The organism is Candidatus Pantoea soli, assembly GCF_007833795.1.
Classification (GTDB): domain Bacteria; phylum Pseudomonadota; class Gammaproteobacteria; order Enterobacterales; family Enterobacteriaceae; genus Pantoea; species Pantoea soli.
The window spans coordinates 1,660,463-1,685,807 of record NZ_CP032702.1 but is presented as its reverse complement, the minus strand read 5'-3'; the positions used below and the strand labels follow the sequence as shown (position 1 = coordinate 1,685,807).

General features: G+C 58.2%; 29 protein-coding genes. 16 read left to right on the top strand and 13 right to left on the bottom strand.

The window, feature by feature from the left end; genetic code table 11:
- Window positions 1-2 precede the first annotated feature (2 nt).
- The 5 genes from rsxG (at window position 3) to gstA (ending at window position 5,062) form a co-directional block, all read left to right on the top strand.
- The gene (rsxG, locus tag D8B20_RS07890) at window positions 3-635 is read left to right on the top strand and encodes an electron transport complex subunit RsxG (protein ID WP_145888351.1); all 633 of its coding nucleotides are present in this window, start codon (window positions 3-5) and stop codon (window positions 633-635) included.
- Entirely contained in the window at window positions 632-1,333 is a 702-nt protein-coding gene (locus D8B20_RS07885; protein ID WP_145888350.1) for an electron transport complex subunit E, read from the top strand. Before rsxG ends, D8B20_RS07885 begins: the two co-directional genes overlap by 4 nt.
- The gene (gene nth / locus D8B20_RS07880) at window positions 1,330-1,965 is read left to right on the top strand and encodes an endonuclease III (RefSeq protein ID WP_145888349.1); all 636 of its coding nucleotides are present in this window, start codon (window positions 1,330-1,332) and stop codon (window positions 1,963-1,965) included. The genes D8B20_RS07885 and nth overlap by 4 nt, the downstream gene beginning before the upstream one ends.
- Before the next feature lie 663 nt (window positions 1,966-2,628).
- The gene (gene dtpA, locus D8B20_RS07875; protein ID WP_145888348.1) at window positions 2,629-4,134 is read left to right on the top strand and encodes a dipeptide/tripeptide permease DtpA; all 1,506 of its coding nucleotides are present in this window, start codon (window positions 2,629-2,631) and stop codon (window positions 4,132-4,134) included.
- A 322-nt stretch (window positions 4,135-4,456) separates the two neighbouring features.
- Window positions 4,457-5,062 (top strand): glutathione transferase GstA, encoded by a 606-nt coding sequence (gene gstA / locus D8B20_RS07870; RefSeq protein ID WP_186454433.1) that lies wholly within the window; start codon window positions 4,457-4,459, stop codon window positions 5,060-5,062.
- Between the two features lie 42 nt (window positions 5,063-5,104).
- Here gstA and pdxY read toward each other — a convergent pair whose 3' ends face one another.
- The 5 genes from pdxY to anmK form a co-directional block, all read right to left on the bottom strand.
- The gene (gene pdxY / locus D8B20_RS07865) at window positions 5,105-5,965 is read right to left on the bottom strand and encodes a pyridoxal kinase PdxY (RefSeq protein ID WP_145888346.1); all 861 of its coding nucleotides are present in this window, start codon (window positions 5,963-5,965) and stop codon (window positions 5,105-5,107) included.
- A 55-nt stretch (window positions 5,966-6,020) separates the two neighbouring features.
- Window positions 6,021-7,295, bottom strand: coding sequence for a tyrosine--tRNA ligase (gene tyrS, locus D8B20_RS07860; protein ID WP_145888345.1), 1,275 nt, complete (start codon window positions 7,293-7,295; stop codon window positions 6,021-6,023).
- 138 nt (window positions 7,296-7,433) lie between these two features.
- Window positions 7,434-8,090, bottom strand: coding sequence for a pyridoxamine 5'-phosphate oxidase (pdxH, locus tag D8B20_RS07855; protein ID WP_145888344.1), 657 nt, complete (start codon window positions 8,088-8,090; stop codon window positions 7,434-7,436).
- A gap of 14 nt (window positions 8,091-8,104) precedes the next feature.
- Window positions 8,105-8,431, bottom strand: a complete 327-nt coding sequence (locus D8B20_RS07850) for an MliC family protein (RefSeq protein ID WP_145888343.1) — start codon at window positions 8,429-8,431, stop codon at window positions 8,105-8,107.
- 9 nt (window positions 8,432-8,440) lie between these two features.
- Window positions 8,441-9,562: an anhydro-N-acetylmuramic acid kinase gene (anmK, locus tag D8B20_RS07845; protein ID WP_145888342.1), complete on the bottom strand. Its 1,122-nt coding sequence runs from the start codon at window positions 9,560-9,562 to the stop codon at window positions 8,441-8,443.
- A 285-nt stretch (window positions 9,563-9,847) separates the two neighbouring features.
- Between anmK and slyB the strand changes: the two genes are divergently transcribed.
- A complete protein-coding gene (gene slyB / locus D8B20_RS07840) occupies window positions 9,848-10,315 on the top strand; it encodes an outer membrane lipoprotein SlyB (protein ID WP_145888341.1) in 468 nt (155 codons plus the stop codon).
- A gap of 41 nt (window positions 10,316-10,356) precedes the next feature.
- On the opposite strand, the gene slyA is transcribed toward slyB, so the two are convergent.
- A complete protein-coding gene (gene slyA / locus D8B20_RS07835) occupies window positions 10,357-10,794 on the bottom strand; it encodes a transcriptional regulator SlyA (protein ID WP_145888340.1) in 438 nt (145 codons plus the stop codon).
- A 152-nt stretch (window positions 10,795-10,946) separates the two neighbouring features.
- Between slyA and D8B20_RS07830 the strand changes: the two genes are divergently transcribed.
- The 3 genes from D8B20_RS07830 to D8B20_RS07820 are packed head-to-tail and all read left to right on the top strand — an operon-like array spanning window position 10,947 to window position 14,056.
- On the top strand, window positions 10,947-11,183 hold the full coding sequence (locus tag D8B20_RS07830; protein WP_145888339.1) for a DUF1656 domain-containing protein: 237 nt from the start codon (window positions 10,947-10,949) through the stop codon (window positions 11,181-11,183).
- 6 nt (window positions 11,184-11,189) lie between these two features.
- Window positions 11,190-12,047: an efflux RND transporter periplasmic adaptor subunit gene (locus tag D8B20_RS07825; protein ID WP_145888338.1), complete on the top strand. Its 858-nt coding sequence runs from the start codon at window positions 11,190-11,192 to the stop codon at window positions 12,045-12,047.
- Window positions 12,048-12,055: 8 nt separating this feature from the next.
- Window positions 12,056-14,056 (top strand): FUSC family protein, encoded by a 2,001-nt coding sequence (locus D8B20_RS07820; protein WP_145890473.1) that lies wholly within the window; start codon window positions 12,056-12,058, stop codon window positions 14,054-14,056.
- Here the strand turns inward: D8B20_RS07820 and D8B20_RS07815 are convergent, their stop codons facing one another.
- The 4 genes from D8B20_RS07815 to D8B20_RS07800 form a co-directional block, all read right to left on the bottom strand.
- The gene (locus tag D8B20_RS07815; protein ID WP_145888337.1) at window positions 14,057-14,524 is read right to left on the bottom strand and encodes a hypothetical protein; all 468 of its coding nucleotides are present in this window, start codon (window positions 14,522-14,524) and stop codon (window positions 14,057-14,059) included.
- A 122-nt stretch (window positions 14,525-14,646) separates the two neighbouring features.
- Complete coding sequence (sodC, locus tag D8B20_RS07810; RefSeq protein WP_145888336.1) at window positions 14,647-15,165, bottom strand: superoxide dismutase family protein; 519 nt, start codon at window positions 15,163-15,165, stop codon at window positions 14,647-14,649.
- A gap of 81 nt (window positions 15,166-15,246) precedes the next feature.
- Window positions 15,247-16,143 carry an aldo/keto reductase gene (locus tag D8B20_RS07805; protein WP_145888335.1) on the bottom strand — a complete coding sequence of 299 codons (897 nt, stop codon included), beginning with the start codon at window positions 16,141-16,143 and terminating at the stop codon, window positions 15,247-15,249.
- Window positions 16,144-16,214: 71 nt separating this feature from the next.
- Window positions 16,215-16,454 (bottom strand): DUF1289 domain-containing protein, encoded by a 240-nt coding sequence (locus D8B20_RS07800; protein WP_145888334.1) that lies wholly within the window; start codon window positions 16,452-16,454, stop codon window positions 16,215-16,217.
- A gap of 227 nt (window positions 16,455-16,681) precedes the next feature.
- Here D8B20_RS07800 and eptA point away from each other — a divergent pair, with 227 nt between their 5' ends.
- The 5 genes from eptA (at window position 16,682) to rnt (ending at window position 21,394) form a co-directional block, all read left to right on the top strand.
- Window positions 16,682-18,319 carry a phosphoethanolamine transferase EptA gene (eptA, locus tag D8B20_RS07795; RefSeq protein WP_145888333.1) on the top strand — a complete coding sequence of 546 codons (1,638 nt, stop codon included), beginning with the start codon at window positions 16,682-16,684 and terminating at the stop codon, window positions 18,317-18,319.
- Between the two features lie 39 nt (window positions 18,320-18,358).
- The gene (locus tag D8B20_RS07790) at window positions 18,359-18,955 is read left to right on the top strand and encodes a TetR/AcrR family transcriptional regulator (protein WP_145888332.1); all 597 of its coding nucleotides are present in this window, start codon (window positions 18,359-18,361) and stop codon (window positions 18,953-18,955) included.
- 48 nt (window positions 18,956-19,003) lie between these two features.
- On the top strand, window positions 19,004-20,101 hold the full coding sequence (locus D8B20_RS07785; RefSeq protein ID WP_145888331.1) for an alkene reductase: 1,098 nt from the start codon (window positions 19,004-19,006) through the stop codon (window positions 20,099-20,101).
- A 108-nt stretch (window positions 20,102-20,209) separates the two neighbouring features.
- Window positions 20,210-20,617, top strand: coding sequence for a lactoylglutathione lyase (gloA, locus tag D8B20_RS07780; protein ID WP_145888330.1), 408 nt, complete (start codon window positions 20,210-20,212; stop codon window positions 20,615-20,617).
- Between the two features lie 108 nt (window positions 20,618-20,725).
- Complete coding sequence (gene rnt, locus D8B20_RS07775) at window positions 20,726-21,394, top strand: ribonuclease T (RefSeq protein ID WP_145888329.1); 669 nt, start codon at window positions 20,726-20,728, stop codon at window positions 21,392-21,394.
- A 57-nt stretch (window positions 21,395-21,451) separates the two neighbouring features.
- On the opposite strand, the gene D8B20_RS07770 is transcribed toward rnt, so the two are convergent.
- Window positions 21,452-21,784, bottom strand: coding sequence for a Grx4 family monothiol glutaredoxin (locus D8B20_RS07770; protein ID WP_021506217.1), 333 nt, complete (start codon window positions 21,782-21,784; stop codon window positions 21,452-21,454).
- Window positions 21,785-22,150: 366 nt separating this feature from the next.
- Between D8B20_RS07770 and D8B20_RS07765 the strand changes: the two genes are divergently transcribed.
- Complete coding sequence (locus tag D8B20_RS07765; RefSeq protein WP_145888328.1) at window positions 22,151-22,942, top strand: C40 family peptidase; 792 nt, start codon at window positions 22,151-22,153, stop codon at window positions 22,940-22,942.
- A 63-nt stretch (window positions 22,943-23,005) separates the two neighbouring features.
- Here D8B20_RS07765 and cydH read toward each other — a convergent pair whose 3' ends face one another.
- The gene (gene cydH / locus D8B20_RS07760; protein WP_145888327.1) at window positions 23,006-23,095 is read right to left on the bottom strand and encodes a cytochrome bd-I oxidase subunit CydH; all 90 of its coding nucleotides are present in this window, start codon (window positions 23,093-23,095) and stop codon (window positions 23,006-23,008) included.
- A gap of 273 nt (window positions 23,096-23,368) precedes the next feature.
- Here cydH and purR point away from each other — a divergent pair, with 273 nt between their 5' ends.
- A complete protein-coding gene (purR, locus tag D8B20_RS07755; protein WP_145888326.1) occupies window positions 23,369-24,394 on the top strand; it encodes an HTH-type transcriptional repressor PurR in 1,026 nt (341 codons plus the stop codon).
- On the opposite strand, the gene punR is transcribed toward purR, so the two are convergent.
- Entirely contained in the window at window positions 24,391-25,302 is a 912-nt protein-coding gene (gene punR, locus D8B20_RS07750; RefSeq protein WP_145888325.1) for a DNA-binding transcriptional activator PunR, read from the bottom strand. The two genes, purR and punR, sit on opposite strands and share 4 nt — an antisense overlap.
- Window positions 25,303-25,345 lie beyond the last annotated feature (43 nt).

The window sequence follows — 25,345 nt, the reverse complement described above, 5'->3', positions numbered from 1 at the left end:
TGATGATTGACGCCATTCGTAAAAATGCGGTTACGCTGGGCCTGTTCGCGGTGATCACCACCGGCGTGACGGCGATTGTTAACGCTGTGACCAAACCGACCGTTGCGCATCAGACCGCGCTGCAGCAGAAAAACCTGCTGGATCAGGTCGTTCCGCCTGAACTGTACGATAATCATATCCAGCAGGAGTGCTATCTGGTCACGGATGCTGCCGCCCTGGGCAATGCGAAGCCGCACGCCCTGTATGTGGCGCGTAAAGGCAACCAGCCCGTGGCCGCTGCGCTGGAAACCACCGCACCGGACGGCTATTCCGGCGCCATTCAGATGCTGGTGGGCGCCGATTTTCACGGTAAGGTGCTGGGCGTGCGCGTTGTGGAGCATCACGAAACGCCGGGGCTGGGTGACAAAATTGAGCTGCGCATCTCCGACTGGATCAACAGTTTTAACGGTAAAGTGGTCCACGGTGCCGGGGATACGCATTTTGCGGTGAAGAAAGATGGCGGTGAATTTGACCAGTTCACCGGCGCGACCATTACGCCCCGCGCGGTGGTGAACGCCACCAAACGAACGGCACTCCTGATTGAAACGCTGCCAGCGAAGCTCTCTTCGCTGCCCGACTGTGGAGAGGCACCATGAGTGAAGCGAAAAACTTACTGACAGGCGGATTGTGGAGAAACAACTCCGCGCTGGTTCAGCTGCTGGGCCTGTGCCCGCTGCTGGCGGTGACGTCCACCGCCACCAATGCGCTGGGGCTTGGCCTGGCCACCACCCTGGTACTGACCATTACCAACAGCGCGATTTCCGCTTCGCGCCGCTGGGTGCCGGCGGAGATCCGCATTCCGATTTACGTGATGATCATCGCTTCGGTGGTGAGCTGCGTGCAGATGCTGATCAACGCGTATGCCTACGGCCTGTATCAATCGCTGGGCATTTTCATTCCGCTGATCGTGACCAACTGTATCGTGGTAGGCCGCGCTGAAGCCGTCGCCTCCAAAAGCAGCATTCCGCTCTCGGCGCTGGATGGCTTTGCCATCGGCATGGGCGCCACCTGCGCGATGGTGACGCTGGGATCCCTGCGCGAACTGATTGGCAGCGGCACGCTGTTTAACGGTGCTGACCAGCTGCTGGGCCCCTGGGCGAAAGCGCTGCGCATTGAGGTGGTGCACTTTGATTCACCCATGCTGCTGGCCATGCTACCGCCGGGCGCGTTTATCGGCCTGGGCATGCTGCTGGCGGGCAAATACCTGATTGATCAGAAAATGAAGCAGCGTGCTGCGCAGCGCGCCGCCGCGTCAGAAGTGGCTCCGCAAGGCGAAACCGGGAAGGCGGTGTGAATAAAGAGAAACGTTTGCAGATCCTGACACGGCTGCGGGATAACAACCCTCATCCCACCACTGAACTGCACTTTACCTCGCCGTTTGAGCTGCTGATTGCGGTGCTGCTCTCGGCGCAGGCCACCGATGTCAGCGTCAATAAGGCGACGGCAAAGCTCTATCCGGTGGCGAACACCCCCGCCGCCCTGCTGGCGCTGGGCGTGGAGGGGGTAAAAGAGCACATCAGAACCATTGGTCTGTTCAACAGCAAAGCGGAAAACATCATTAAAACCTGCCGTATCCTGCTGGAAAAACACGGCGGCGAGGTGCCGGAAGATCGCGCAGCGCTGGAAGCGCTGCCCGGCGTCGGGCGCAAAACCGCCAATGTGGTGCTGAATACCGCCTTTGGCTGGCCCACGATTGCCGTGGACACGCATATTTTCCGCGTCAGTAACCGCACGCGCTTTGCGCCCGGGAAAAACGTAGAAGAAGTGGAAGAGAAGCTGCTGAAAGTGGTGCCGCCTGCCTTTAAAGTCGATTGTCATCACTGGCTGATTCTGCACGGCCGCTACACCTGCGTGGCCCGCAAACCGCGCTGTGGCTCCTGCCTGATCGAAGACCTGTGCGAATTTGACGCCAAAACCGATCTCTGACACCACGCCGCCCTGAGGGCGGCTTTTTTATGCCCTTCCGGCTGCAGCCTGCTGCCACGTCACCGTAATCGCCTTCTTTACGCTTCCTGTGCTCACTGTGCGGCGGTTCAGCACGTCGTTCAGAGGATTGAGTGCATTTATGCCCGACAATGCGACGAAAAAAGCGGCAGATTCGCCGTACCGCGGCGCTTTGTTTTTTTGCATGCTGAATTAATCTATGAATTTGTGAGCAGGATCAATCTTTTAGCTTTCCGGAAACTTCTGGCTGCGCTTTGTGCTCAGCAATCAGTCAATTGGGCTCAATATATGACCATTCACGGAGTCATTTACGGCATAATGTATCATCATTAGCGTTATGTTCTGCAAATCACGCAGCAGGTGGTTTATTTCAGGAAAATGATCGCTCAGGTTTCCAGTCAACCGTATTATTCTGATATACTGCTGCCTTGCAGTATTTAACACTGATTTACAACTTCGCTTCATGGTTTTAACCCTGCCAGTAACCTGTATTTCAGCGTGCAGAAAATGCTTGCCCTGTGGGTCTGATTCAGCCAAATTAGGCCGCGTTTTTCCTTTCTAATAACAATGTTGCGCGGGATGACCCGACCCGACGCAGACTTAATTCCTGTCGTAAAACAGGCGATATATAAAACTGAGGTACACGTGTCAACTGCAAACAAACACACTGACGAGGCGGTAAGCCTCAACGCCTTCCGGCAGCCGAAAGCGTTTTATCTGATCTTCTCCATCGAGCTGTGGGAACGTTTCGGTTTCTATGGCCTGCAGGCCATCATGGCGGTCTACCTGGTGAAACAGCTGGGCATGTCCGAAGCTGATTCCATTACGCTGTTCACCTCGTTCAGCGCGCTGGTCTACGGACTGGTCGCCATCGGCGGCTGGCTGGGGGATAAAGTGCTGGGCACCAAGCGCGTCATCGTGCTGGGCGTGATGGTGCTGGCGCTGGGCTATGCGATGATCGCCTTCTCCGGACATAACACCATGATGGTGTATGTCGGCATGGCCACCATCGCAGTCGGCAGCGGGCTGTTCAAAGCCAACCCGTCTTCCCTGCTCTCCACCTGCTATGAGAAAGACGACCCGCGCATCGACGGGGCGTTCACCATGTTCTACATGTCGATCAACATCGGTTCGCTGTTCTCCATGATGCTGACGCCATGGCTGGCGGCCCGCTTTGGCTGGGGCGCCGCCTTCTCGCTGTCGGTGGTGGGCCTGGTGATCACCCTGCTGAACTTCCTGTTCTGCCAGCGCCTGGTGAAAAACTACGGCTCAAAACCCGATTTCGCTCCGCTGCAGCTCGGCAAACTGCTGATGACGCTGGTGGGCGTGGTGGCGCTGGTGGCGCTGGCCGCCTGGCTGCTGCATCATCAGAACATTGCCCGCATGACGCTGGGCGTGGTTGCCGTCGGTATCGTGCTGATCTTTGCCAAAGAAGCGTTCGCGCTGCACGGTGCTGCGCGTCGTAAGATGATTGTGGCTTTCCTGCTGATGCTTGAAGCGATTGTGTTCTTCGTGCTCTACATGCAGATGCCGACTTCACTGAACTTCTTTGCCATTCGTAACGTTGAGCATGCGATTCTGGGGATTAACTTCGAGCCGGAGCAGTTCCAGGCGCTGAATCCGTTCTGGATTATGGTTGCCAGCCCGATTCTGGCGGCGGTCTACAATAAGCTGGGCGATAAGCTGCCGATGCCGCACAAGTTCGCTATCGGCATGATACTCTGCTCAGCGGCGTTCCTTGTTTTGCCGTTTGGCGCAAAATTTGCCAATGAAGCCGGTATCGTCTCGGTGAACTGGCTGATCCTGAGCTATGCGCTGCAGAGTATCGGTGAGCTGATGATCTCCGGTCTGGGTCTGGCGATGGTGGCTCAGCTGGTGCCACAGCGTCTGATGGGCTTTATTATGGGTTCCTGGTTCCTGACCACCGCAGGCGCAGCGATGATTGCCGGTAAAGTGGCTAATCTGATGGCGGTACCGGGAAACGTCACCGATCCGCATGCCTCTCTGGCGGTTTACAGCCAGGTGTTCCAGCAGATTGGCATTGCCACCGGCGCGATCGCCCTGCTGATGCTGGTGACCGCACCGCTGCTGAACCGCATGGCGCAGAATGACGCGCAACCTGAACTGACGCGCGCTAACGCGAATCAGTAAGCATACAGCCGGGCCCCGCCCGGCTTTTTTCTTCCTTCCCATCCCCCGCTTTCCCTTGTACTTTAGGCAGGTCTCAGCGCCGCCCGGTGCACCCTGACACCGCCTGTCGTACAGCGTTACCGCTTTTAGGCGATCCCGCCAGACGGCCTGAGTGACGCCGTTCGCGCGCTGCTGAGCGATTATCCGGACGCGCGCCGTCCTGATGCACGTCGGCCTGCGCACTCACGGTATGACTACGATTGCCGATCGCGGTCACGGGTAAAAAACGCTGGCAGTTCTATGCTGCTGTGATGATTGTATCGTCCCTTAAGGAGAAGCCATGATGAAACTCTATTGCAAGCCCGGTGCCTGTTCGCTGTCGCCCCATATTGTTGCGCGTGAGTGCGGGCTCGACTTCACGCAGGTGAACGTTGATTTGCAGAAAAAAGTCACCGAACAGGGTGAGGATTACTGGCAGATCAACCCAAAAGGCCAGGTGCCTGCGCTGCAGTTTGATGATGGCACGCTGCTGACCGAAGGCGTGGCGATTGTGCAGTATCTGGCCGACCTGAAACCCGACCGCAATCTGCTGGCCCCGACCGGCAGCCTGACGCGCTATCACACGCTGGAGTGGCTGAGTTTTATCAGCAGCGAACTGCATAAAACCTTTTCCCCGCTGTTTCGTCCGGATACGCCGGAAGCGTACAAAACCATCGTGCGGGCGCAGCTGGAGAAGAAGTATCGTCTGGTGGATGCGGCACTGCAGGACAAGCAGTGGCTGATGGGGCTGCGCTTTACGGTGGCCGATGCCTACCTGTTTGTGGTGACGCGCTGGGCGAAGGCGATCCGGCTGGACCTTGACGGACTGGAGGCGCTGGAGAGCTGGTTCAACCGGGTAGCAGAACGGCCCGCAGTACAGGCAGCGCTGCAGGCTGAAGGCCTGGCGTAACGGCGCGGCATTGACGGGCGGCGACATGCCGCCCGTCAGGTATTACAGTTTTTCTGCGGCAAAGTGCTGCACAGGCTGCGCAATCGCATCCTGTGCAGCCACCAGCTGCAGCTCATATTCACCCATCTCGTGGGTTTTCAGCATCACTTCATACACTGCCGCTGTGACGTGCTCCAGCGCTGCCTGCAGGCTTTTACCGTGCAGCAAATCCACCAGCAGCAGGCCGCTGGTCAGGTCGCCCACGCCCACCGGTTGCCGCACGCCAAAATCCACTAACGGACGGCTGATATGCCAGCTTGCGTCGGCGGTGACCAGCAGCATCTCAAAGCGATCGCTGCGCCGCCCGGCGCGCGCAAGGTGTTTCACCAGCACCACTTTCGGCCCCTGCGCGATCAGCGCCTGCGCGGCCACCACGGCCTGTTCGACATTGGCGACCGTCTGACCGCTGAGCATCTCCAGCTCCAGCAGATTGGGGGCGATCAAATCGCTGGCCGGCATCGCCTGCCTGCAGTGAAACTCCGCCACGCCCGGTGCCACGATGCAGCCTTTTTCCGGATGACCCATCACCGGGTCGCAGAAGTACCAGGCGTCGGGATTGGCCGCTTTCACCTGACGCACGATGTCCAGAATCTGTTCACCCTGCTCGGCGGAACCCAGATAACCGCTCAGCACCGCATCACAGGTTTTCAGACGGTCGATTGCCGCAATGCCCCTGACGATATCGGTCAGATGAGTGGCGGGCATCACGGTGCCGGTCCAGTGCCCGTACTGGGTATGGTTAGAGAACTGGACCGTATTGAGTGGCCAAACGTTTGCGCCCATGCGGCGCATCGGAAACTCGGCGGCGCTGTTGCCAGCATGACCGTAAACAACGTGAGACTGTATTGCGAGGATATTTTTCATTGTTGCCCTGCACTGCCTTACCCTGAAAAAAGGGCCGCTAGCCGGCCCTTGCACCTTACTGCCAGTTAATCAGGCAGTAGTGTTTTTTGCCACGACGCAGGAGCGTAAAGCGGCCAAACAGTTTATCGCTGTCGCTGAAGCGGTACTCGGCATCGGATTGTTTTTCACCATTAACAGAGACGGCATTGGAGCCAATCATGGTGCGCGCCTGGCCGCGAGACGGCACCAGCTCCGCGGCAACCAGCGCCTGCTGCAGGTCGTCATCCGCGCTGAGGGTGATGGTTGGCATACCATCCTGCGCCAGCTGCTCAAAGTCCGCTTCGGTCATGTCGCTCAGGGAACCCGAGAACAGGCTTTCGGTGATACGTCTGGCCGCCATCAGGCCGCTTTCGCCATGCACCAGACGGGTAACCTGCTCGGCCAGCACATACTGGGCACGCGGCGCTTTGCCGCTGTTTTTGTCCTCTTCTTCCAGCGCATTGATCTCGTCGATGCTCATGAAGGTGAAGAACTTCAGGAAGCGATAAACGTCCGCGTCCGCGGTGTTGATCCAGAACTGGTAGAATTTGTACGGGCTGGTTTTCTTCGCGTCCAGCCACACTGCGCCACCTTCGGTTTTGCCAAATTTGGTGCCATCGGATTTGGTGATCAGCGGGACAGTCAGCCCCCACACCTGCTGCTGATGCAGACGGCGGGTGAGATCGATACCGGAGGTGATGTTGCCCCACTGGTCAGAGCCGCCAATCTGCAGCACCACGTCATGACGCTTGTTCAGCTCGGCAAAGTCATAGCCCTGTAGCAGGTTATAGGAGAACTCGGTGTAGGAAATGCCCTGATCTTCCCGGTTCAGACGCATTTTCACCGCTTCGCGGTTGATCATCTGATTCACCGAGAAGTGCTTGCCGATATCGCGCAGGAAGGTCAGCACGTTCATACCGCCAAACCAGTCATAGTTATTGGCGGCAATCGCACTGTTGTCACCGCAGTCAAAGCTGAGGAACGGCGCAACCTGGTTGCGGATCTTCTCGACCCACTCACCCACGGTGTCTGCGGTGTTGAGCTTGCGCTCGGCGGCTTTAAAGCTGGGATCGCCAATCAGACCGGTGGCACCGCCCACCAGCGCTACCGGCTTGTGTCCGGCATCCTGAAAGCGCTTCAGGCAGAGCAGCGGCACCAGATGGCCCAAATGCAAGCTGTCTGCGGTCGGATCAAAGCCGCAATAGAGTGCAATTGGCCCTTGCGCCAGTCGCTCTGCTAACGCTTCTTCATCCGTTACCTGGGCGACTAAGCCCCTCTCTTGCAATTGTTGTATCAGGTTACTGCTGGTCATCACTGACTCCAAATTGATCACACTGCACCCGGGCTGGTACACAGCTTTCCGCTGACTTGCGGATACGAAAAAAATGAGGGCTATAGCATAAAGCGCTGACGCCAACTGCGCCAGCGCTGAAAAGGGGAAAACGCAGTTTTACGGGGCTAAACGGTCAATCGTCCAGCCATCGCCATCGCGCTGGTAGAGGAAGCGGTCATGCAGACGGTGCTCGCCCCCCTGCCAGAACTCCATGGTATGGAAACGCACGCGGAAACCGCCCCAGAAGCTGGGCAGTGGCACTTCGCCCTGCTGAAACTTCTGCTTCAGCTCAAGGAATTTGCCTTCCAGCACGCCGCGCGCCGAAATCCGGCTGGACTGCTTCGATACCCAGGCGCCGATCTGGCTGTCACGCGGACGGCTGTGAAAATACTTCAGCACCTCTACCGGCGACAGCTTTTCTACCTCGCCCAGCACCATGACCTGGCGCTCAAGAAAGTGCCACGGGAAGTGCAGCGCAATACGCGGATTGCCCTCCAGCTGGCGGGCCTTGCGGCTGCCGAGATTGGTGTAAAACACCATGCCCTGCTCGTCGTAGTGCTTGAGCAGCACAATACGCTGATAGGGCTGCCCACTGCTGTCCACGGTGGCCACGGTCATGGCGGTGGGATCCGGCAGCTGCGCGGCACACGCCTGCTGCAGCCACTGCTCAAACAGCGCTAAGGGATGGTCAGGCAGATCTTTACGACGCAGCCCGCCGCGGGTGTATTCACGACGCAGGTGGGCAATGTTTTGCAGGCTATCACTGTCGCTCATGGGGGTTCTCTTCGTTACCGGGCGGACGCATCCGCATTGTGCAGTTCACAGTCATTAATGACGATTTTGTCATGACGTTCAACAAAGGCGCTGTTGCCTTTAGACCAGAAGACGTAAGTGCCGTCGCTGTAACGTGCGCCGGACGCCGAAACGGTCTGCGTCAGCGTCAGCGGCTTGCCATCAAGAATAAAGCTTACCTGCTGCCTGGCGTTATCCTGCGTGACCGTCAGCGGCAGAGTGCCGCACTGGTAGTGCAGGGTTTGCGGCGCCTCGGGCGCGGAGTGCAGCATGCCGCAGCCGCTCAGCAGAGCCGCGCCGGTCAGCATCATTAACTTTTTCATACGTGCTCCTTAACGTGTCGTGCGGTTGTTCGCCGGATAGATGGCCCCCAGCACGCTCATCTCGCGCGCGCCGGTGACCGCCGGTAAATTGCCGGGCAGGCCGGAGAGCGTGCGGCATGCCAGCCAGGCAAAGGCCAGTGCCTCCATGTCATCGCCGCTGATGCCGGCCTCATCGGTGGTGCCAACCTCGGTGCCCGGCAGATGCGCTGCCAGCCGTGCCATCAGCAGCGGATTGCGGCTGCCGCCACCGCACACCAGCAGGCGATCGCAGCCGTCATTGAGCTGGACCTGATGGGCGATGGTGATCGCCGTTAGCTCGCTGAGCGTGGCCTGCACATCCTGCGCCGCCAGCGCCGGGAAGCGCTGCAGCTGACGCTCCACCCAGCCAAGGTTGAAATATTCGCGTCCGGTGCTCTTGGGCGGCGGCAGCGCGAACCACGGATCGCGCAGCATATGTTCCAGCAGTGCCGGCACCACCTGGCCGCTGCGCGCCCACGCCGCATCTTTATCATAGGCCTGGCCTTTGTGCCGCCAGATCCACGCATCGATCAGCATATTACCGGGTCCGGTATCGAAGCCGCGTACCGGCTGTCCAGGGATCAACAGCGAGAGATTAGCGATGCCGCCAATATTCAGCACCATCCGCCGCTCCACGCTGTCCATCAGTAATGCCTGATGAAACGCTGGCACCAGCGGCGCACCCTGTCCGCCCAGCGCCATGTCACGGCGGCGGAAATCCCCCACCACGGTGACACCGGTTGCCGCGACAATCTGGTGGTTATCGCCAATCTGCAGCGTATTGGGCGCTGCGCTCTGCGGCTCGTGCCACACTGTCTGACCGTGGCAGCCGATGGCCATAATGTCGGCAGCCTCCAGCGACTGCTGCTGCATCAGCGTTAGCACCGCCTCGGCAAAAAGTTGCCCCAGCTGCGTATCCAGCTGCCCCAGCTGAGACAGCGTCAGCGACTGTCCCTGGCAGATAGCCAGCACCTGCTGCCGGATCGCCGCTGGAATGGGATGGCAGTAGCTGGCCTGCTGCGCCACCATGGTCTCATCAATGGCGGCCAGCACCACATCCACGCCATCAAGGCTGGTGCCGGACATTACACCGATATAGCGTCCTGATTTCATCACGCTTCCTCACCCGCAACGGGCCTGCAGTTCATCTCTGCACAGCCTGGCAAATTAACCGGGCTAATTCTATGATAAATTTCTGCTTTTCAGCGATGCTGCGTCGCGCATCCCGCGACAAAAATATTTTCACTGCGCAATTGAATTATTGTTGATGAGGGGTGGTCTATGCTTCGCCCCAGCCGCATATTGTTCGGACACAGCGTCATTTACCCGCTTTCTGTCTTATACTCTCTGCAGTACAGGATGAGAACATGGCGATTTTTTGCATTAAGGAGCTTTCTGATGATTAAGCGTTTCTTAGCCGTGGCCCTGGCCGGCGTCACGCTGGCAGGTTGCGTGAATAACGACACCCTTTCCGGCGATGTCTACAGCGCCAGCGAAGCCAAACAAGTACAAAATGTCTCTTACGGCACGCTGGTGTCAGTGCGCCCGGTGAAAATTCAGGGCGGCGACGACAGCAATGTGATCGGTGCCATTGGCGGTGCGGTACTCGGTGGTTTCCTCGGTAACACCATTGGCGGCGGCGCAGGTCGCAGTCTGGCTACCGCCGGCGGCGCGGTGCTGGGCGGCGTAGCCGGTCAGGGCGTACAGGGTGCGATGAACAAATCAGACGGGGTAGAGCTGGAGATCCGCAAAGACGACGGCAACACCATCATGGTGGTGCAGAAACAGTCTGCCAGCCGCTACGCTGTGGGACAGCGCGTGGTGCTGGCCTCCAACGGCAGCCAGGTCACCGTCTCGCCGCGCTGAGGCCACAGATAAAAAAAACCGACGCCAGTGCGTCGGTTTTTTTATTTCTCGCGATTCTGCAGTTCAAGAATGTTTTTCTCAAGCCGCGCAATCAGCGTCACCATCTGGTTGATCTCCTCAAGACTGATGCCGGAAAGAATGTCATCGCGCGTGGCGTCAATCACGTTTTCTACCTGCTCAATGATCGGCTCGGCTTCACGGGTAAGGCGGATGCGTTTGGCCCGGCGGTCATTCGCGCAGGTGGCACGGGTGATCAGCCCTTTTTCTTCCAGCTGGTCCAGCGTGCGCACCAGCGAAGGCTGTTCGATACCAATGGCTTTTGCCAGCTGAATCTGTGACTGCTCAGGCGGGAGTTGATGAATATTGTGTAACGTCACCCAGTGGGTTTGTGTCAGCTCAAGCGGCTTCAGACGCTGATCGATCAGGGCGCGCCAGATGCGCACCAGACGGGACAGATCGGTTCCAAGCGGCGTATCCATTTCCTCTCCTTATAATTAGCTTGCTAGCTATCAAGCCGGATTTTACACTATTCTGCGAGTTTACAGGACAAATTACAAATCCCGGGCCAGACGGCGCGTTATCATCTACGCTTCGTGAAGAAACGGCCTGGGTTAATGAAGGATGAGCATTTGTGTCCCTGACCGCGTTTATCGCTACCGCCCCGCTTACCGACCTGGTGTTCGGCGCTTCCCTGTTTTTCCCGCCGCTGTTTAAAGCGGTGCTGCTGGGCTTTTTTGCCTGGCTAATCATCCATCCCCTGCTGCGCGGCTGGATGTACTCCGGCGATATCTGGCATCCGACCCTGCTGGATGTATCGCTGTTTATTCTGTGCGTCAGCGGCGCGCTCTGGTTACTGACTCTCGGATAACGCACCATGAAATTTAACCCGGTAAAATATTTTTCGACGCTGGTGGTATTTGCCGCTGCGCTGCTGGCGGGCTGGTGGATGTGGAATTACTACATGCAGTCGCCCTGGACGCGCGACGGAAAAGTGCGTGCTGAGCTGGTCGATATCACGCCGGATATCTCCGGCCGCATCATCAGCGTGGCCGTACGGGATAACCAGTTTGTGCACAAAGGCGAGGTGCTGTTAAAGCTCGACCCGGTGCCGTGGCAAATCGCGCAGGATAATGCGGAAGCCCAGCTGGCAAAGGCGCAGTCCGATCTTGCCAAAACCCAGCATGAAGCGGCACGCCGTGCCAGCCTGCCGCGCAATGTGATTTCGGCTGAAGATCTCGACGCCGCGCGCCTCAGCGCCAGCGCCGCTGCTGCAACCGCCAAAGCCGCGCAGGCGATGCTGGATCAGGCGCGCTGGAACCTGCAGCAGACCACACTGATCGCCCCCACCGACGGCTGGATCAGTAACCTGACGCTGCGTCCGGGCAATTACGCCACCGCCGGTTCACCGCTGTTTGCGCTGGTCGACAGCCACTCCTATTACGTAATGGGCTACTTTGAAGAGACCAAACTGCGGCACATTCAGCCTGGCGCCGCCGCCGGGGTGGTGCTTTACAGCAACGGCACGCGCTTACAGGGCACGGTGGAAAGCATCGGCCGCGCCATTTACGATCAAAGCGTAGCCAGCGACAGCGCGCTGGTGCCGGATATCAAACCCAACGTGCCCTGGGTGCGGCTGGCGCAGCGCGTGCCGGTGCGCATTCGGCTGAATCACGTGCCGGATGATGTGCCGCTGATCGCCGGCACAACCTGCACGATTTCTGTGGCGCACTGAGGTCAATGATGAATCTGCAGTGGCTGGCCTGGCATAACCTGCCGTGGATCAAAGCAACCGGCGGTGAATGGCGTTACGCCCTGCGCAATGCCGTTGCCATGTGCCTGGCCCTGACCCTGGCCTATGTGCTGCAGCTTGATCAACCCTACTGGGCAATGACATCCGCGGCGGTGGTAAGTTTTCCGACCGTGGGCGGCGCGATCGGCAAAAGCCTGGGGCGTATTGCCGGCAGCCTGCTGGGTGCCAGCGCCGCGCTGCTGATTACCGGACATACGCTGAATGAACCCTGGCTGTTCGCCTTTTTTATGGCGGGCTGGCTGGCGCTCTGTACCTGGGTGGCAAACCACTATCAGAACAATGTGGCGTATGCCTTTTCGCTGGCCGGTTATACCGCCGCCATTATTGCATTCAGCAGCGTGAACATCACCGACGTGACCGCGCTATGGACCATTACTCAGGCGCGGGTGTGTGAAGTGATTGCCGGCATTTTATGCGCCGGGCTGATGATGATGGTGCTGCCGAGCACCTCCGATGGCAGCACGCTGATGCGCTCCCTGCGCCAGATGCACATGCGCCTGCTGGAGCATGCGGCGCTGCTGCTGCAGCCGGAGAACGCCGATAACATCCGCAGTGCCCATGAATCGGTGATCAGCCAGATTCTCACCGCAAATCTGCTGCGAATTCAGGCCTTCTGGAGCCACTACCGCTTCCGGCGGCAAAACAATGTGCTGAACTATGTGCTGCATCAGCAGCTGCGCCTGACCAGTGTGCTCTCCAGCCTGCGCCGGATGCTGCTTAACTGGCCCGATGCGCCGCCTGCGCTGTTTCAGGCTATGCAGCAGCTGCTGGCAGAGCTGAATCAGCCGCAGTGCGACAAATACCGTCTGGCGCAGATCCTGCGCGATATTACCCCTGCCGCCGACGGTGATTTTCGCCAGCGCGCCTTTGTGCAGCGACTGCGCTATTTCTGCTGGGTGTGGCTGAACGTGGCCCGCTGGATCCGCCTGATTGAACGCGCCGACGCCGATACCCGCTTTCAGCCGCCCGCTGTGCCGGCGCTGGCGCGGACCAGCGACAGCGCCGAAGCTGGCTGGAGCGCCCTGCGCACCTTCTGCGTGATTATGCTGGGCTGCGCCTTCTGGATTGGCACCCAGTGGGACGCCGGTGCCGCCGCGCTGACGCTGACGGCGATTGCCTGTGTGCTTTACTCCTCCGCGCCCTCTCCCGGCAGCAGCGTCTCGCTGTTACTGAAAACGCTGCTGTGGCTGTCGCTGTTCAGCTTTGTGCTGCAGTATGGCCTGATGGTGCAGATCAGCGCACTGTGGCAGTTTTTGCTGCTGCTGTTTCCGCTGCTGCTGACGCTGCAGCTGTTTAAGCTGCAGCAGAAACAGCGCGCCGCACTGTGGGGTCAGTTTGTGGTATTCATGGGCTCGTTTATCGCTGTTACTAATCCACCCGACTGGGATTTCGCCAGCTTTCTCAACGATAACCTGGCAAAAGTGTGCGGCGTGCTGCTGGCGTGGCTGGCTTTTCAGGTGCTGAAACCGAGTTCCGATGCGCGCCGCAGCCGCCGGCATATTCGCGCCCTGCGTTATGCGTTTCTGGACCAGCTGCGTTCACAGCCGCGTCTGAGTGAAAGCCGCTTTGAATCGCAGATTTATCACGCTGTCAGTCAGTTAAGTCACAGCCGCGATGAGCAGGCGCGGGTCTGGCTGCTGCGCTGGGGCGTGGTGCTGCTTAACTGTTCGCACATTGTCTGGCAGTTGCGCGACTGGCAGCCGCAGGCGTCCGCGCTGGCGCAAATGCGCGATCGCAGCCTGCAGAGCCTGCAAAAAATCATGAGCCTGCGCGGCGTGCGGCACAGTGAGCTGCAGACGGCGCTGGATGAGCTGGAAACAATGATTGCGCAACTGCAGCCGTCGCCGGCGCCGGAGGTCAACACGCTGGCAGGCATCCTGTGGCGGCTGCGCTGTTCGCTGGCGCAGCTGCAGCAGGCACTACCGGCCTGATCACTGACAATATTGTGCATACTGGTGATTGAACTCATCCTGCAGTTGCTGCAGGCTTTTTTGCCCTTCAAAACGGGTTTTGTCCTGATCGGTCATCGGTTCAATCACCAGCGCTTTTTCATCAGACGAGTAGATAAAGCGGCGCGTCAGCAGGGTGCTGGTAAAGCTTTTTCCCTGAATACCGCCGCACACCACAGTGATGTTGTGGTGGTAGGTTTCGGTATGGGTAAAATTGGTCTCGGTGGCGCTGCGCAGAACATTCTGACAGCCCTGCTGCTGTAACTGATGCAGCGTGCGCTGCGTCAGCCATTCACGACCGCGGGCGATGCTCTCACAGCTGGCGCGCAGCGCGCTGGTATCAATGGTCCGCTGGAGCTGCCGGCTGGCATCAAGCCGTAACTGATTGTCATTGGGCTGGTCGCACCCGGCCAGTAACAGGCATAACAGCAACATTCCTCGTGTCTTCATGACGGCTCCCAGGGTTATCTTCCTCGCCGCACATCATAGGATGGAAAACTGCCCCTGAGTAGTCGGAAAGTGGGTCAGAATTTTTCCGCACTAAAAACGGCAGCCAGGCTGCCGTGTCGCGCTCAGATGACGCCGCAGGCCAGCCTCGCCCCGCCGCCGCCCAGCGGCTGCGGATGGTCGGCATGGTTATCACCGCCGGCATGCACCATCAGCGCTTTGCCTTTTATTTCACTCAGCGATATCAGGCGCGGTGCCACCACCGGATAGTCCGCTTTGCCGTCCTGCGTCACATACAGCGCCGGCAGGTCGCCGGTGTGGCCATCACCCCAGGGGCCCAGATGTTTACCGCTGTTCCGGGGATCGAGGTGTCCACCCGCCGCGCCCGCTGCCACGGTTTTGCCGGCGGACTCGCCAGGTTCGCAGCTGCCTTTGGCGTGCACGTGAAAACCGTGAATACCCGGCTTCAGGCCGGTCAGCGCCGGGGTAAACTGCAGGCCGTAGGGCGTTTCGGTCACGGTAACGCTCCCGACAGCCTCACCGCTCCCCTGTGCTGTGACCTGGTGCAGCGTTACCTTCTCTGAGGCCGCCTGCGCACCGGTGGCGCAGGCGAGTGCCAGAACAGCAATAACGGTCTTTTTCATAACGTCTCCTTACGGTTCAGGTTCCCTCTAAGCCTGGACCGGAATGGTCCGCCCTGCCGCAGGTTGACGAAGCTTTACGCTTCAGGGGACGTCATAGCCCAGCGCCGCTTTGCGGATGCGGAACCACTGCTGGCGATCCAGCGTCAGGTCGCAGGCTTTTACCGCCTCGCTGATGCGCGCCGTTTTTCCGGAGCCGATAATCGGCAGCGGCCGGCTTGGCAGCCTGAGCACCCAGGCGTACACCACCTGCTCAATATTATCGGCACCGATTTCCTCGCTGATCTGCGCCAGCTCATCGCGCAGCGGCTGGTAGTGCGGATCGTTAAACAGCCGGCCACCGCCCAGGCATGACCAGGCCATCGGCCGCATCCGCGTCTGCTGGCACTGGTCGAGCGTGCCATCCAGCAGCGCCGACTGCTCCAGCGGGGAGATCTCCAGCTGATTGGTCACCAGGCTAAACGGCAGGCGCGACTGCAGCAGGGTGAACTGTGAAGCGGTAAAGTTGGAGACGCCGAAATAGCGCACTTTGCCGCTTTGATGCAGCTGTATAAAGGCTTCTGCCACCTCATCGGCATCCATTAATGGATCGGGGCGGTGGATTAACAGCAGATCGAGATAATCCGTGGCCAGATGGCGCAGCGAGTTTTCGGCACTGTGCAGAATATGGCGGGCTTCGGTGATGTAGTGGCCGATGCGGTGTGCCGGCTTAGCACGCGTCGCGATACCGCATTTCGTCACGATCTGCAGCTGCTGCCGCAGATGCGGCGCAAGGCGCAGCGCTTCACCAAAGGCGGCTTCACACTGGTAGTCACCGTAAATATCGGCATGGTCAACGGTGGTGATACCCAGCGACAGATGATGCTCAATAAACTGCAGCCGCTGCTGCGGCGTCATGTTCCACTCCATTAATCGCCAGTAGCCGGCAATCAGTGGTGAAAAGGCCGGGCCCTGTGGCGCAATAGTTTGTGGCTGTAACATGGTTAAACTCCCCTGAACGCGTGAGCGGATAGCGAAAGCGGCAGTATAACCAAAAGCATCGGGCGCGGGCGTTAAAACAGCTCGGGTTGTTGCGGATCGTCAGGTTCTTCCGTTTTCTGCTGGCGCTGCAGACGCAGATAGCGCTGGCGGCACAGACGCAGCACTTCCCGCTTCTGCGCGTCACTGAATTTCATCCAGTTGAAACGCTCGTCGCGGCTGCGCAAACAGCCCCGGCAGTAGCCGCGCGCATCGCTCTGGCAGATACCACGGCACGGGCTGGGAACGGGAAAAAACTCAAGTTGTTCGGCCACATTGACTCCGGATTAATCACCTCAAGCCTGGTTATAGCAGGTTAGCGATATTGTGCAAGGCGTAAGCAGGAGGCAGCAGATACCCTGCGGCAGCGGGCAACAGGTTGCGCCTGTTTACCAAAGAGTGCCGTTTTATGCTGTGGTAATGGTAAAGTTGCGACAGGATTAAGGTTTTCCTCATCTTAAATTCATACGATTGTCACATTCCGTCTGCCCGATGAGTCCCCATGAAATTTTCGTCAAGGTTACAGTGTCACGCCAGCAGCTTCGATTTTGCCGCAGCGCTGTTTTTCGCCCTCGTTCTGAATGCCCTGTTTTTACTGCGCGCCTGGGAAAACATTGCCTTTACCCGACTGCATGATTATTTATTTGCCGCCAGCATGCCGGTGGTGCTGATCGCGGCCTTTTACCTGATTTTTTCCCTGCTCAGCTGGCCCTATGTCCGCAAGCCCCTGCTGGCGGTGCTGGTGCTGGTCAGCGCGGCCGCCAGCTATTTCATGCACAGCTTTGGTACCGTTATCGACACCAACATGATCGAAAACGTGTTTGAATCCAATGCGCAGGAGACCGGCGCGCTCTTCAGCCGTAATTACCTCATCTGGATGCTGCTGATGGGTTTTTTACCGGTTGCCGTCCTGTGCAGCGTGCGCATCAAAACCGGCCAGCGCTGGTGGTGGAGCGTGCTGCAGCGGCTGGCGGGCGCGCTGGGCGCGGTGCTGGTGATTCTGCTGATGGCCGTGCTGTTTTATAAAGATTACGCCTCACTGATCCGTAACCATAAAGGGCTGATTAAAATGATCACCCCGGCAAACATTGTGAGCGGCACCGCCCATTACGTGGATCAGCGCTATCTGCAGGGCAGTCAGGCGCTGGTGCGCATCGGGCAGGATGCGAAAAAAGGCCCGCTGATTAGCGCAGCAGGCAAAAAGACGCTGGTGGTGCTGGTGGTCGGCGAAACCGGCCGCGCGGAAGATTACTCGCTCGGCGGCTATGGCCGTGACACCAACCCGCAGCTGCAAAAACAGCAGGTTATTTATTATCCGAACGCCAGCTCCTGCGGCACCGAAACCGCCATCTCCGTGCCCTGCATGTTCTCCCGCATGCCGCGTGAACACTACGACGCCAATCTGGCACACCATCAGGAAGGGCTGCTTGACGTGCTGGCGCATGCCGGCGTCAGCGTGTTATGGCGGGAAAATGACGGCGGCTGCAAAGGCGCCTGTGACCGCGTGCCGCATACGGATATGACCCGCTGGACGCTGCCGCAGTACTGTCACGACGGCTTCTGTCTGGATGATGTGCTGCTGCATCGCCTGGATAACTACGTGGACAGCCTGCATAATGACGGCATCATTGTGCTGCATCAGATGGGCAGCCATGGGCCCGCCTATTATCAGCGCTACCCGGCCGCGTTCCGCCGTTTCACGCCGACCTGCGACAGCAACCAGATTCAGGATTGCGATCATCAGGCGCTGGTCAACACCTATGACAATACGCTGCTGTATACCGATGATATGGTAAGCCGCACCATCGATAAGCTGAAAGGCCTGAGCGACCGCTTCAATGTGGCGCTGGTGTATCTCTCCGACCACGGCGAATCGCTGGGCGAGCACGGCATGTATCTGCACGGCGCGCCCTACCTGTTCGCGCCCTCACAGCAGACGCATATTCCGCTGCTGATGTGGATGTCGCCGGGTTATGCTGCAGCGTATCACCTGGATGAAGCCTGTTTACGCCAGCATGCCGCCAGTGATGTGGTGTCGCAGGACAATCTGTTCCATACCCTGCTGGGCATGTTTAACGTGCAGACGCAGGAGTATCAGCCGCAGCTGGACATGATCAAATCGTGCCAGAACCGCGCCTGAGCATTGCATTAGACTGACTGGTCTACTACGCTTCCGGCCATGAATAAAAGTGTGCAGCGTAACGAAACCCGTGAACACCTGCTGGCCGTCGGCGAGCAGGTTTGTCTGCAGCGCGGTTTTACCGGCATGGGCCTGAGCGAGATGCTGGCGCGGGCCGACGTGCCGAAAGGCTCGTTTTACCACTATTTCCGCTCCAAAGAGGCTTTTGGCGTGGCGCTTCTTGAGCGCTACTTCGTCAATTACCTGCAGCAGATTGAGCAACAGCTGACGCTACCGCACCTTTCTGCGCGCGAACGCCTGTTACAGCACTTTCGCTATGCGGAAACGCTGTTTGTTGAGCAGGGCCACATTGTGGGTTGCCTTGGCGTTAAGCTCTCGGCGGAAGTCTGCGATCTCTCAGAACCGATGCGTGACGCCCTGCAGCGCGGCGCAACGGCGATTATCGCTGCCTATGCCCGCTGTCTGAGTGAGCTGGCGGACGAACAGCCGCTGCCGTTCGGGCAGACGCCGCAGCAGCTGGCACAGCGCTGCTATCTGTTATGGCTGGGTGCCAGCCTGCAGAGCAAAATTTCCCGTGAAGCCGGGCCCATCAGCCTGGCACTCGGCACGATCGAACAGTGGCTGAACGGCCACTGATTTTAAAAACCGCAGTTTCTAGACGACCGGTCTATTACAGGAGCTAGTATGGCGAGTAAACAGCTGTTCACCCCGCTGAAAGTGGGCGCGATTACCGTACCTAACCGCGTATTCATGGCCCCGCTGACGCGTCTGCGCAGTATTGAACCGGGTGATGTTCCCACGCCCCTGATGGCAGAGTATTATCAGCAGCGCGCCAGCGCCGGGCTGATCATCACTGAAGCGACGCAGATCTCTTTCCAGGCGAAAGGCTATGCCGGTGCGCCGGGGCTGCATACGCAGGAACAAATCGCCGCGTGGAAAGTGATCAATGAAGGCATTCATGCTGCGCAGGGCCACAGCGCGGTTCAGCTGTGGCACACCGGGCGTATTTCGCATCACAGCGTGCAGCCGGAAGGCAAAGCGCCGGTGGCCCCGTCCGCGATCCCGGCAGGCACCCGCACCTCACTGCGCGCGCCGGATGGCAGCGTCTATCGTGAAGATACCTCCACGCCGCGCGAGCTGAGCGTGGCTGAAATTCAGCAAATCGTGAAAGACTTTGGTCAGGCCGCGGCCAACGCGCGCGAAGCGGATTTCGACCTGCTGGAGTTGCACTCCGCGCACGGCTATCTGATGCATCAGTTCCTTGCGCCCGGTTCGAACCAGCGCACCGATGAGTACGGCGGCTCTATCGAAAAACGCGGTCGCTTTGCCCTGGAAGTGGTGGATGCCGCGATTGCCAACTGGTCAGCCGACCGCGTCGGGATCCGTATCTCGCCAATTGGTTCGTTCCAGAACCTCGACAACGGCCCGGATGAAGAAGAAGCAGCGCTGTGGTACATCACGGAGTTGGGCAAGCGCGGGCTCGCGTATCTGCACCTTTCCGAGCCAGACTGGGCGGGCGGTAAGCCGTATACCGATGCTTTCCGTGAAAAAGTGCGTGCCGCCTTCCCGGGCGTGATCATCGGTGCCGGTGCGTATACCGTCGAAAAAGCGGATGATCTGATTGCCCGTGGTCTGATCGATGCCGTGGCGTTTGGCCGCGACTTCATTGCTAACCCGGATCTGGTGGCGCGCCTGCAACAGGACGCCCCGCTTAATCCGCAGCGCCCGGAAAGCTTCTATGGCGGCGGTGCAGAAGGTTACACTGATTACCCGACGCTGTAAGCGTTTTGCCGCCGCACCTGCTGTGCGGCGGTTTTGCTTATAGCGGGCATTTACTCGCTATACTTAGCGTTTTGTCACACCAGACGACTTGTCAAAAAAGAGGATGTTATGCGTTTACTTCACACCATGTTACGCGTTGGCGATCTGCAGCGCTCAATTGATTTTTACACCCGCGTACTGGGCATGCGCGTTCTGCGCCAGAGCGAAAACAGCGAATACAAATACACCCTGGCGTTTGTTGGCTACACCGAAGAGAGCGAAGGCGCGGTGATTGAGCTGACCTACAACTGGGGCGTAGATAAATATGACCTCGGCAATGCGTATGGACATATCGCGCTTGGCGTGGATAACGTGGCGGAAACCTGCGAACGCATCCGCAGCGCCGGCGGCAACGTAACGCGCGAAGCCGGCCCGGTGAAAGGCGGTACCACGGTGATTGCGTTTGTCGAAGATCCGGATGGTTACAAAATCGAGCTGATCGAAAACAAGCACGCCGGTAACGGCCTCGGCAACTGATGCCGCCTCTCAGCCTGCTAATTTGCAGGCTGATCTCCCTCTCCTGCTGCACCCTCCGGCAATTTTTGCCATAATGCGCGCTGCCTTATTGCCTGCTATGAGATCCTGATGTCTGAATCGAACGCCCTGAATGCCCTTCATCAACGCTTCCGTGGTTTCTACCCTGTGGTCATTGACGTGGAAACCGCCGGTTTCAACGCCAAAACCGATGCCCTGCTGGAGATCGCCGCGATCACGCTCAAAATGGATGAAGAGGGCTGGCTGCAGCGTGATGAAACCCTGCATTTTCACGTGGAGCCATTTGAAGGCGCGATTCTGAATCCGGATGCGCTGGCCTTTACCGGTATTGATCCCACCAACCCGCTGCGCGGTGCGGTGAGTGAATACGAAGCGCTGCACGCCATCTTCAAGATGGTGCGCAAAGGCACCAAAGAGAGCGGCTGTAACCGCGCCATCATTGTGGCGCACAATGCCACCTTCGATCACAGCTTTCTGATGGCGGCGGCAGAGCGTGCCGGTCTGAAGCGGAATCCGTTCCATCCGTTCGCCACTTTTGATACCGCGGCGCTTAGCGGTCTGGTGCTGGGGCAAACGGTGCTGGCAAAAGCCTGTATTGCGGCGGGAATGGCGTTTGACAGCACGCAGGCGCACTCTGCCCTGTATGACACCGAGCAGACAGCCATCCTGTTTTGTGAGCTGGTGAATCGCTGGAAACGTCTGGGCGGCTGGCCGCTGGCGATGCAGGAAGCACCGGCCGAAGACGACGCCGCCCTCTGACTGCGCAGAAAAGAAAAAGGCCGACAGAGGTCGGCCTTTATAGCGCTTTCGCTTCGCTTATTCCGCTTCTTTGTGTTTCTCAGCGGTCTCTTTGATCAGTGGCTGCAGTTCGCCACGCTGGAACATTTCGACGATGATGTCGCAGCCGCCGACCAGTTCACCATCCACCCACAGCTGCGGGAATGTTGGCCAGTTAGCGTACTTAGGTAATTCAGCACGGATATCCGGATTCTGCAGGATATCCACATACGCGAAGCGCTCACCACAGGCAGACAGCGCCTGCACCGCCTGCGCAGAGAAGCCGCAGCTTGGCAGCTTTGGCGACCCTTTCATATACAGCAGGATCGGGTTTTCTGCGATCTGGCGCTGAATTTTTTCAACAGTACTCATTTTTGCCTTCCTTAATCCTTCACTTCGTGTTTGTTTATTGTAGCGACTTCGCCCCGCGACTGAAAACGGGATTTTGCCCCGCGACAGTGCGATCGCCATCTTTGTTAAGCGGATGACTGAACGATAACATTTTCATATCATTAACAGGCATTAATCAATTAATAATTAGCAATAATTTCGCTGGCTTAACCGGCTGAAATCGCTCATTTTTGCCACAAATTCAGTGCCGTAACAGATTAATGGAAAAAGCCCTTACCTTTTAGAAAAAAAGTGGATTAGAATTGCCCTGGCTCTGATTTTTGATCAGATTTTTCTAACTTTTCCGCAGCCTGTGCCTGAGCAGCCTGCTTAACCTGTAACCGGACTATGCGTTTACTGATTACGCTTTTCATACTGGCTTTTGCCCAACTGTTCGTTAATGTGGCTTCTGCATCCCCGCACACGCCGGTTAATGCCAGTCTGCAGAAGACTGAGAAAAAAAGTGCGCGTGACGATGAGCGCCGCAAGCGACGTCCGGTGAAGACCACCACAAAAAAATCCCGTCTGACGTCGGTGCAGAAATTTAAACTAAAAAAGCAGCAGAAAACCGCCACCGCACTGCAGAAAACCACCAGCCGTCGCGCCCCCCTGAAACTCAGCGGTAAAAAATATGGTCATCAGCGCCTGGCGAAAGCCGCTGCCGCGGCAGAGGCCGATGACGAGGTTCAGGGCCTGACCGGCATTAAAATGAGCAAGTCTCACCGCCTGCGCTATCAGAAAGCGCGTGAAACGGCGATGAATAAACTGATGGGACAGCTGGGTAAGCCTTATCAGTGGGGCGGCACCTCGCCGCATACCGGTTTCGATTGCAGCGGTTTGGTGTGGTACGCCTATAAAGACCTCGTCAAATTCAAACTGCCGCGCACCGCCAATGAAATGTATCATCTGCGCGATGCGGCCCCGATCAAACGCGAGCTGCTGGAGAAAGGCGATCTGGTCTTCTTCCGCATTAATAACCGCGGTGCTGCCGATCACGTCGGCGTCTATCTGGGCAACGGCAAGTTCATTCAGTCGCCGCGTACCGGTAAAGATATTCAAATCAGTGCGCTAAGCGAAGATTACTGGCAGAAACACTATGTAGGCGCGCGCCGCATGATGACACCTAAAACCATTCGCTAAGCGTTGCGTTGCGCAAGCAAGCAAAGAAAAGCCGGCGGCTGTTGCTCAGCGCCGGCTTTTTTATTAGTGCAGAATTGCCGTAAAACTGAAGGCCACAATCATCATCAGCGCCGCGACCGTGGTCATTAACGCCAGCTTCATCTCCGTACTCATCCTTGCTCCATAGCCACACTGTTATCATGGTTAAAGAATTTTCGCACAGCAACCGGCAAAAATCTCGTGTTATCCGCGCCAGCTTGCTAGAATCGCCGCCTTTCGTTGCGCAACAGGTTTTGCGCATGCTGCATTGACAGCCTGCGAACGCGTTTTCTTTGCCCCTGAAACGCCGGTTTTCCGGCCAAAACGGGGTAAAATACCCTTCGCAGACGCAAACGTTTAACAATATACTTATCAGTAAGTTGCGATAAGCCCAGGAGTACCATTCAGATGGCAACAATTAAAGATGTGGCGAAACGCGCCGGTGTCTCAACCACCACGGTTTCGCATGTCATCAACAAAACGCGCTTCGTTGCTGAAGAGACGCGCAACGCCGTATGGGAAGCGATCAAAGCACTGCACTATTCACCCAGCGCCGTGGCGCGCAGTCTGAAGGTGAACCACACCAAAACGCTGGGGCTGCTGGCCACCTCCAGCGAAGCGCCCTATTTTGCCGAGATTATCGAAGCGGTGGAAAATCACTGTTTTGACCGCGGTTATACCCTGATCCTCGGTAACGCGCATAACGACCTGCAAAAACAGCGCGCCTATCTGTCGATGATGGCGCAAAAACGCGTGGACGGGCTGCTGGTGATGTGCTCAGAGTATCCGGACGATCTGCTGCAGATGCTGGAAGAGAACCGTAACATTCCCATGGTGGTGATGGACTGGGGCGAATCGCGCGGCGATTTTACCGATACCGTGCAGGATAATGCGTTTCACGGCGGCTATCTCGCCGGACGCTATCTGATTGAGCGCGGCCACCGTGATATCGGGGCGATTCCGGGCCAGATGGAACGCAATACCGGGGGCGGACGCCACGCTGGTTTTTTACAGGCGATGCATGAAGCGGGCATTACCGTGCGTCAGGAGTGGATTGTGCAGGGCGACTTTGAGCCGGAATCCGGTTATCAGGCGATGCAGCAGATCCTCAACCAGAAGCAGCGCCCTACTGCCGTGTTCTGCGGCGGTGACATCATGGCGATGGGCGCAATCTGTGCGGCTGATGAGATGGGGCTGCGCGTGCCGCAGGATATTTCCGTCATCGGTTACGATAACGTGCGCAACGCGCGCTACTTCACGCCCGCGCTGACCACGGTCCATCAGCCCAAAGCCCAGCTGGGGGAAAAAGCGCTTGAGATGCTGCTGGATCGCATTACCAGCAAGCGCGAAGAGCCGCAAACCATTGAAGTGCAGCCTACGCTGATTGAACGCCGTTCGGTCGCGGATGGCCCGTTCCGCGACTATCGCCGTTAAGTGCGCGTCTCGCTGAGCCATTCCTGGTTCAGCGTTTCCGCATCCCCCAGATAACTCAGCAGCCAGTCCAGCGCCGGTGAGTCACCCTGTTCTGACCAGCTGACACAGCAGGGGCTGTCCGGAAAAGCCTGCGGCAGCGTCAGTTCCGTCAGGGCGCCGCTGTCCAGCAGCGGCCGCGCTAAATGGCCGGGGATCATGCCCACGCACAAGCCGGCCTGCAGACAGTCCAGCCCGGTTTCCCACTCCGGCACCACCAGCCGGCGCTGGTTATCCAGCGTCCAGGTCATGCGGCGCGGTAAGGCGCGCGAGGTGTCTTCCAGCACCAGCGACGGCCAGGCGCGCAGCGTCTCGTCGTCAAGCTGTGTGCTGCCAGCCAGCGGGTGATCGGGGCTGACCACGCAGCGCCAGTTAAGCGCCCCCATATCCTGAAAGGCAAAACGACCGCCCACCGGAATCGCCTGCGTCGCGCCAATCGCCACGTCAACGCGCCCGTCAGCCAGCGCATCCCACACGCCGTTGAACACTTCGTAACTGATGATCAACTCCATATCGGGAAAATGACGATAAAAATCCTTCACCAGCTGTCGCGTACGCTGCGGTTTGACAATGCAGTCCACGGCGATACTCAGCTGACCGCGCCAGCCGTTGGCCAGCTGCTGACACTGGCGGCGGGTTGCCAGCATTTTTTTGATAACAGATCGTCCTTCGCGCACAAAATGCTCGCCAGCCGGCGTCAGCACCACTTCCCGGTGCTGGCGTTCAAACAGCGGCACCGCCAGCCAGCTTTCCAGCTGGCGCACGGTATAGCTGATGGCAGAAGGCACGCGGTGCAGCTCCTGCGCTGCGGCGCTGAAGCTGCCCGTGCGCGCAACCGCATCGGCCACTTCCAAAGCGTATTCAGACCACATTTTTTTGCCTGCAAAAATTTTGATAGCACAATGCAAATATTAG